Here is an 8073-nt window from a genome sequence, read left to right on the forward strand (position 1 = left end):
CCCCCCCTCCTCCCAAGTCACCATTCGCTGGTTGACGCAGGTTGCACATTTGTTACGGGAACAAGGAATAGATGCTTCCTCGGCACATGTAATTGAAGCAGTGCGGTTAGCGGAATCTTTGGCGGCTTTGAGAAATCGCCCTCTCCCAGGTCTGCCAGAATTAAATGAAGCTACCCAAGCTGTGCTTTGTTTTGGCAGGGATTTACCGATGCGCCTGATTCACGATAAACTCATAGTTGGCGATCGCTTGGGCAAAGTCCCACCAGAAACGCCGATGGTGCCGTTGCAACAAGATTTAATGCGGCAACAAAAGCGTCTGCGAATTGCGGCAGAAGTAACCGAAAAGACGCTAGACTTAGATTTAAGAAATAATCATGATTTAGAGCGATCGCACTTACTACATCGCCTCAATCTTTTAGAAATTCCTTGGGGACAACTTCAACTTTCAAGCAATAAAAAGGGCACTTTTCACGAATTCTGGCATTTGCAGTGGCATCCAGAATTTGCTGTTAGCTTAATTGAAGCTGGTATTTGGGGCAATACTGTTAAAGATGCTGCTGCGAATATTGCTTGTCACAAAGCAGATGCAGCAAATGATTTGCCAACATTGACAACTTTTTTAAATCAAGTAATATTATCAGATTTATCTGATGCCGTTAGTTATCTCATGTCGCGTTTGGAAAATGCTGCGGCTTTAGTTAGTGATGTCACACATTTAATGGCAGCATTACCACCATTAGCAAATGTACTGCGTTACGGTAACGTCCGCTTATCAGATACTAAGATGATAACTCATGTAGTTGATAAGTTAGTCACGCGAATTTGCATTTCTCTACCTGGTGCTTGCATATATGTGGATGACGATGCAGCGGCTGCAATGTACGATAATGTGATTCGTGTGAATAGTGCGATCGCTTTACTGCAAAACCAAGAACACATAACATCTTGGCAACAAGTATTATCGCAAATTTCCGACAACGAAAGACTACATAAACTAATCGCTGGTTGCTGTTGTCGTTTATTGCTAGATGTTGGTATTTTTAACGCAGATGAAGCAGCGCTACGCATGAAATTAGCGCTTTCTCTTGCCACTGAACCACCCCAAGCAGCTGCCTGGGTAGAAGGATTTCTCAAAGGTAGTGGTTTATTGCTTTTACATGATGATATTCTTTGGCAAGTTTTAGACAATTGGATAACTCAATTACCGGGTGAATTGTTTACCGCTTTGCTACCATTATTAAGACGCACTTTTAGCAATTTCCCCGCACCAGAAAGACGACAGATGGGTGAAAAAGTAAAACTTGGACTCAACACAAAAGCTACATTAAATTCTCCAAATATTGACGATTTTGATGAGAATAACGCCGCTGTTATCTTGCCTACTATCGCTCAATTGTTGGGGCTGTAAGAAAGGAATAATATCATGACAGGTTTATGACATATGATGTAGAGACGTAGCAGTGCTACGTCTCTTGGGGTTCGGATTTTTTTATTAATGTCAATTAAACGGACATGATCTAACGCAAAAAGATGCTCTTAATTAGCCGTGGCGTCGGCAGGCTTTGTTTGTATAGCACTAGGCTTCCAGTCTGAGGTCTCACAAATCACCATCATATGTGACAAGTATTTGTCAATACTATAATGGACAACTTGTAGTCCAGCTTTTTCTATTTCTTGCAGAAGTTCAGGTATTTGATACTTATGATGTCTCCAAATAGTAATTTCTTCACCTTCCAAAATTTCAATATTCTTATCTAATCCCCCAAAACTTAAATTTATAGTGTAATTATGACGGAATTTCATATTAGCAACTATGCTATCTGTTTCTAAATCATACTTTCTTATAAGTTCACAATCTTCAGATATAATTCCCATCTTGTTTTTAATCCATTTATATACTTCTTCTGCATGATAGTTGCAGCCACCTCTAACTTTTCCATCCCAATTAGAGTTAGAACCAGTTTCGTTAGTGAACACCAGTAAATCATTCTTACCCATGCTGTCTCTAAAGTTTTTCAGGACTTTAGTTATATTTTGATGATTGCCCATTGTCACACCCAAATGTAAAATTATTTTTGGTGTATCGTCAGTTTCTAAGTGAGCTTGATTTGTTAACCAAATTTGGGGAAGAAAACTATTTTCTATATCAATTGTGTGACTGATAAACTCAATTAGTGGAAACCACTTTTGAAAATTTTGTTTGGATAACTTAAGTAATTGTTCGCTAATATCTAAGGCGATATATTTATGAATTCTACCTAGTTTATTTAGCTTACCGACAAATTCTTTAACTGGATATGAATTTCCTGAACCGACATCTATAATATTTACTTTTTCACATTTTTGATAATTGCCATTAATATATTCAAAATTATTTTTTAAAAGGTCAATTTCCAAACTTGATGTCCGATACCATTTAGGAATAATATATTTTCGATAAAAATCATTCCAAATTTTTGCACCTCTACCTTTATAAGAATACTTTAGAGGTATTTCTCGTCTGACTTCTAATGCATGAATTATCCCCAAAATTTCTTCTTCGGAAAAAATAGAATAAAACTCAGAACTTGGCTTTGCTGTGCGACTAGTAAAAGTTGGAATATCCGAAGAAAATCGTGAATTGCTATGAACATTTTTAGCCATTGTTATTATTTTTTACTTTTCTCAGGTATTTAACGGTTATAAAACAAATACAGCAGATTTCACTCCTAAGTTCGTACATATATAAAAACCCTCTCCTTGTAGAGACGTAGCACAGAATCGTCTCTACGTGTATTCGATGTTTAGCGATAGGCTGCTGTAGATTAGACCAATGCTTGCCTCTGTTAGGTATTTTCCCATACCCCTATCCCAAAACTAAGAGTTTCTGCCAGATGCTTTCCTTGTTTCTTGCCCAAACCCTGCGCGATCGCACGGTTTTTGTGGGTGTGGGAATTGTTGTAAAGTGCCAAAAGCATCCATATATTACCAAAAATTCAGTCCTTCTCACCAAGCTCTGAAGATTTTTGTGTTTGGATGTGCTTTTTTTCGGAATCGGGTCAATCAAGGTGTATCCATCAAACAGCTACCAAATTAATCTACAGTAAATCTCAGATGTTGAACTACAAAAAATATGCCGCATTGCTTGCTTTATTGCCAGTTGTCACTATCTGGACTCAAGCAGCTAATGCTGAAACTTTAAAGACGAAAAATTTTAATATCACAATTACAAGAAACTGCCCAGAAGGATATGTAACTTGCAACAATGTTACTTATTATGGAAAGGATTTGAGGACAGGCAAATCGATTCGTCTCACTGGCAAAACAATTCACACAACTGGTGCTGATGGTGTCACCCCAAGTCGGTTCCTCGGTTATGAATTCCGTAATGGAGAGTATCTCTATCGGGTGACAACAGACAATACTTTGCAAGTTTATCAAGGCAAGAAACTGATACTTCAAGAAAAAGGAGCTTTGACAAATTAAAAATTATAGTTGAGTTTTGTTAAGCCTGATATCAGTTGTAGCTCCAAGCTAAATATTCATACAGCAGATTGTTAATTAAAATAGTGTTAAGGAGGAATATGTTAATCATATTCCTCCTTGACGCTTGAAAATGTGTGATACCAAAACGAATCTATGCAAACCAAATCAGGCAAATTAGAACTTGACAAAGAATATCCATCCCCAGATGAGGTATCTGCTATCCAGACGATTGAACAGATGATTGTCCAGAAGATTGAGCATAACTACCAAGCAGGAGAAAGACCAAGCCGACGCGATGCTCACGCTAAACATCATGGTTGTGTTAAAGCCGAATTTATAGTTGAAAATAACCTCTCCGAGGAGATGAAATTTGGCATTCTTAAAGAGCCAGGAAAGAAATTTACTGCTTGTATACGCTTCTCCAATGGCTCAGGAAAACCTCAGGCTGATTCTAAAGGTGATGGTCGGGGGATGGCAATTAAACTTCTGGGTGTGTCAGGTGAAAAGCTGTTGACAGATGAAAAAAACACTCAAGACTTTGTGATGATTAATCATCCAGTCTTTTTTATTCGGAATCTTCAAGACTATATCGATTTTTTTAAGAGCCAAGAAGCAGAGGGTAAGGGACCATTAAAGTTCTTCTTTCCTGGCTTAAACCCTTTGAAATGGCGCTTGCAGGAGTTTGCGATCGCTACGTCGATTCAGCGGAAAAAAATTGTTAGCCCGCTAGCAATTCAATATTGGAGTATGACACCCTACAAACTTGGAAATAGGGCAATTAAGTTCTCTGCCAAACCCAGCGTTGATCGTATTTCTGGGGGAACTGTTTCTAGTTCAGATAACTATCTCAAAGAAGCAATGGTTGAACATTTAAAAAGCAAAGAAGCTTGTTTTGATTTTTTGGTTCAATTCCAGACAGATGCTGATAAAATGCCAATAGAGAATTCAACAGTTGAGTGGAAAGCTCCTTTTTTAAAGGTGGCTACTATCAAGATTCCACCTCAAAGTTTTGATTCCTCCGAACAGATGGAATTTTGCGAAAATTTGTCCTATACTCCTTGGCATTCTCTACCAGAACATCAGCCATTGGGAGCAATAAACCGCTGTCGCAAGCCAATTTATAACTCAATTTCTCAAGCTAGACATCAATTGAATGCGGTTTCCAGGCAAGAACCCACTGAGTCAGAATTATCTGTGCTTTTTGGTGATTTGAATTGAGTACCGGACGAGTGACATACTCCACACACTCCCCTTCGGACGCGACGTTTCGGGGGGAAGCTTCCCCCCGAAAGCTCGCTTGTAAATGCTGCAAAATTTGGTTCCAAATTCCAGCTTTTTGCCATCTATAAAACCTTGTTGCCGCACTCTCCCACTTTTCATAACGTTCGGGCATATCTGGCCACGGTGCCCCAGTTCTTAATATCCAAAGAATGCCATTAATGACCGTGCGATGGTCATTATTTGGCTTACCCGTTCGCGGCTTTGATGCTGGTGGTAACGGTTTTAACCTTTCCCACTGTTCATTACTTAAATCTCCTCGGTTCATCCCTTCTTTATCTTTATTTCCTTCTCAATCTCTCAAGGAAATAATCACACTTGTGTTTACGCCTTCTGTATTACAGAATGTAGCACATAAATTAGGTTATATTAGCGATCGCACACCTAGCAATTATTCTCAATATTAATACTAGGCAATGAATGCGAGGCAATGAATGCATATAGAGGTAACAATCATTTTCCTCTGCTTTGGAAATTTTATAAAAATCATCGTAGTACATTTTTTCGCTTAATTAAAGTCTTAGATTTAAAATCAACTACTAACGAACAAAGCGTCATTAATGCATTAAATTTTGTTCTAGAAAATTCACATCGTCGAGGGGAATTAATAAGCGCTACTATTGAATTAGATTTTATCTCAGAACAATGGCGCAAACTAGTTGTAGTAAAACTTGGAGAGAAAACTAAATTTGTTCGTCGCTACCTTGAGGTCTGTGTTTTTCATCACTTAGCAGCAGAATTACGCTCAGGGGATATTTGTGTAATTGGTAGTGAAGAATACGCCGACTGCCGAGAACAATTACTGCCCTGGTCAGAATGTTTTGATTAATATTGTGAAAATTTAAGCATACCTAACACAGCTTCTGGATTTGTTGAGTATTTAAAATCTTGGTTAACTGATACTGCTGCTGCCGTAGATACTGATTATCCAAATAACCATCAGTTCATTATTAATGATGAAGGGACACCCGTACTCAAAAAATATCAAGCCAACGAGTTGAGTGTTTCTGGCAAGGCTTTAATTACAAAAATCGAAGAACGTTTGCCAGAACGAAATTTAATCGATATCCTTAGAAACGTTGACTATTGGACTAATTTTACCCGCCATTTTGGACCGATGAGCGGTTCCGACCCGAAAATTGAGCGTGCGACGGAACGCTATACTGCTCAAGATGATCCGCAGGATAAGTGTATCCACCAATTGTTTGAGGAGCAGGTAACGCTTACGCCTGATGCTATTGCGGTAGTCTTTGAAGGGGAACAACTGACCTATAAAGCAATACGCTTGGTGTTAAGGCTAAAAAGCTGATTCGAGATGTGAAATTTGGGAGCTTTGGTTCGTTGTCCAGTACCTCTGTGTTTTGGTCTTTTAGAACGAAACTTTGATACAGGTTTTTTCACAACTCTGGGATTATTACGGTGAACTCGTTCGGGTAACAACGTATCCAAAATCTCCACCGTTAACCAATCGAAAAAAGGGGGAATTCTTCTGGCTGTAAGCGTTGGAATTTAGGAATAGCACGACGAATGACTCGTAATGTCCCTGTAAAACTCAAGCGTAATGGTGCAAACTCGGCATTGGTTGCAGCTTGAAACATTAACACCCTTACTGACCAATGTCCTAACAACCAAGCATATACCTCTTGCACAACCTCCCGTGGTTTTTGGGAACGGACATGAGTCTTTCGCCCCAGAAGATGTATTTTTAACTCATCAATGGTATTTTCTACTTCCCATCGCTGATGATATTCCCTTGCCAACAACTCGGCAGGAAATTTCGATTGGGTCTAATAAGCTAGTAATCAAACGATATGTAAGTTGTTCTTCTGGATTGTCAGGATGCTCGATTGTATACTCAATTACTCGTACTAGTATTGGCTGATAACCTTTTTTTCGTAGTTTTCCCGATGGATAAATCCATGACAAATAAGAGCCATCTTCTAAGGGTTTTTCCGCAAGGAATTTGACATTGGCTGGTATTCTCCCTAAATAATCACATCCCTTGGCTACTGTTGCTTGTACCATTGCATAGGAATGTAATCCCCTATCCCACATCAACAACATCCCTGATGTTACCGAACGTAATAGTCTTAATGCTCGTACTCGCTCTCCAATGCGATACGGACACATTAATGCATCAAATATTATATGTGTTCCAGCTTCCACCAATATAACTAATCTAACTTTCGGGAACGCGGCTTGTGTCCCAGGACGACTACCAGGACGACCAAAAACTCTAGCATTTTCATCACTGTCTGGGACATTAAAACAAGTACCATCAATGACTACAATTCGTAGCCCATTTAAAAATGCCCCCAAGGTTTCGGTTGTCGCCATTGGTCTTACCAGACGATGAAATAAATCACTCATCACTCTTGCTCCTAATCGCTGCCGAGCTTGTGTGATAGCTGATTTACAAGGTGCCCGCCAGTATTTACCAACTTTTAGCCATGCCTCTGACATCCCATCTATTAGGTTTTTAAGCACATCTCGCATCGAGTCTCTAGACCAAAAACTCATTGCTATTACCAGACATACTACTAATTGTGCTGGTAGCGAGCGCTTGCGTTCTTCTTCAGTTTTAGTATTAGCGATCGCCTGTTCGATGACAAAAGCTGGGATCGCCATCTCAATTGCTTTAAGCAAGTCACCGCTTTGTATCTCAGGAGACACCAACGAGAAATCCTTAAGATGCACCACACTCAATTCTCATTCATGGGAACAATCCCTAGTGTACATAAATTTGAGGCTTAACTGAACCGTATTGACCTATAAAGAACTTAACCAACGGGCGAACAGGATAGCACATCACCTACAACGCCTGGGCGTAGGGCCAGAAGTGCTGGTGGGAATATGCGTAGAGCGCTCCATAGAGATGGTAGTGGGATTGCTTGGCATCCTTAAGGCTGGTGGTGCGTATGTCCCTCTTGACCCAACTTATCCTTTAGAGCATTTGGTTTTCATACTAGAAGACGCTCAAGTACCAGTCCTGCTAACTCAGGCAAAGTTAGTAGAGTCTCTGTTGACTTGGGCAAAACAAGTCTTTGCAACCGAGGACTTCGCTGGTGTTCTGGCCTCAACCTCCATCTGTTTCGATTTGTCAGTATTCGAGCTGTTTGTTCCCCTGAGTTGGGGTGGCAAGGTCATTCTAGCCCAAAACGCGCTCGCCTTGCCCACCTTGCCTGCTGCCAAAAAAGTCACTCTGATCAATACAGTTCCCACTGCGATCGCGGAGTTATTGCGCTCACAAGACATACCTGCTTCTGTGCGAATGATCAACCTTGCAGGTGAACCACTCCAAAAACAACTGGTGCAGCAGATCTATCAGCA

General features: G+C 40.0%; 9 protein-coding genes and 2 pseudogenes. 7 read left to right on the forward strand and 4 right to left on the reverse strand.

The annotated features are described in order from the left end of the window. A partial coding sequence (locus OGM63_RS24455) for a DUF5682 family protein (protein WP_263748274.1) occupies nt 1-1408 on the forward strand: 1408 nt, incomplete at its 5' end. 128 nt (nt 1409-1536) lie between these two features. On the opposite strand, the gene OGM63_RS24460 is transcribed toward OGM63_RS24455, so the two are convergent. Then, the gene (locus OGM63_RS24460; protein WP_263748275.1) at nt 1537-2643 is read right to left on the reverse strand and encodes an L-histidine N(alpha)-methyltransferase; all 1107 of its coding nucleotides are present in this window, start codon (nt 2641-2643) and stop codon (nt 1537-1539) included. Nucleotides 2644-2825: 182 nt separating this feature from the next. Further along, nucleotides 2826-2957 carry a hypothetical protein gene (locus OGM63_RS24465; protein WP_263748276.1) on the reverse strand — a complete coding sequence of 44 codons (132 nt, stop codon included), beginning with the start codon at nt 2955-2957 and terminating at the stop codon, nt 2826-2828. Between the two features lie 136 nt (nt 2958-3093). Between OGM63_RS24465 and OGM63_RS24470 the strand changes: the two genes are divergently transcribed. Continuing rightward, nucleotides 3094-3465: a hypothetical protein gene (locus OGM63_RS24470; RefSeq protein WP_263748277.1), complete on the forward strand. Its 372-nt coding sequence runs from the start codon at nt 3094-3096 to the stop codon at nt 3463-3465. 153 nt (nt 3466-3618) lie between these two features. Beyond that, on the forward strand, nt 3619-4683 hold the full coding sequence (locus OGM63_RS24475; RefSeq protein ID WP_263748278.1) for a catalase family protein: 1065 nt from the start codon (nt 3619-3621) through the stop codon (nt 4681-4683). Here the strand turns inward: OGM63_RS24475 and OGM63_RS24480 are convergent. Next, nucleotides 4604-5011 (reverse strand): transposase, encoded by a 408-nt coding sequence (locus OGM63_RS24480; RefSeq protein WP_263748279.1) that lies wholly within the window; start codon nt 5009-5011, stop codon nt 4604-4606. The genes OGM63_RS24475 and OGM63_RS24480 overlap by 80 nt on opposite strands. Between OGM63_RS24480 and OGM63_RS24485 the strand changes: the two genes are divergently transcribed. The 3 genes from OGM63_RS24485 to OGM63_RS24495 all read left to right on the forward strand — a co-directional run bounded on the left by OGM63_RS24485 (nt 4896) and on the right by OGM63_RS24495 (nt 6052). Further along, a complete protein-coding gene (locus tag OGM63_RS24485) occupies nt 4896-5150 on the forward strand; it encodes a hypothetical protein (protein WP_263748282.1) in 255 nt (84 codons plus the stop codon). The genes OGM63_RS24480 and OGM63_RS24485 overlap by 116 nt on opposite strands. A 23-nt stretch (nt 5151-5173) precedes the next feature. Next, nucleotides 5174-5572, forward strand: a complete 399-nt coding sequence (locus tag OGM63_RS24490; RefSeq protein ID WP_263748280.1) for a hypothetical protein — start codon at nt 5174-5176, stop codon at nt 5570-5572. A gap of 168 nt (nt 5573-5740) precedes the next feature. Then, a complete protein-coding gene (locus OGM63_RS24495) occupies nt 5741-6052 on the forward strand; it encodes a hypothetical protein (RefSeq protein ID WP_263748281.1) in 312 nt (103 codons plus the stop codon). A gap of 151 nt (nt 6053-6203) precedes the next feature. Here the strand turns inward: OGM63_RS24495 and OGM63_RS24500 are convergent. Further along, nucleotides 6204-7371: pseudogene (locus tag OGM63_RS24500) on the reverse strand (IS4 family transposase). 136 nt (nt 7372-7507) lie between these two features. On the opposite strand from OGM63_RS24500, the pseudogene OGM63_RS24505 reads away from it, so the two are divergent. Further along, nucleotides 7508-8073 (forward strand): annotated as a pseudogene (locus OGM63_RS24505) (AMP-binding protein); the annotation flags it as partial.

Origin of the sequence: Plectonema radiosum NIES-515 (assembly GCF_025753815.1) — a bacterium.
Lineage (GTDB): Bacteria > Cyanobacteriota > Cyanobacteriia > Cyanobacteriales > Nostocaceae > Hassallia > Hassallia radiosum_A.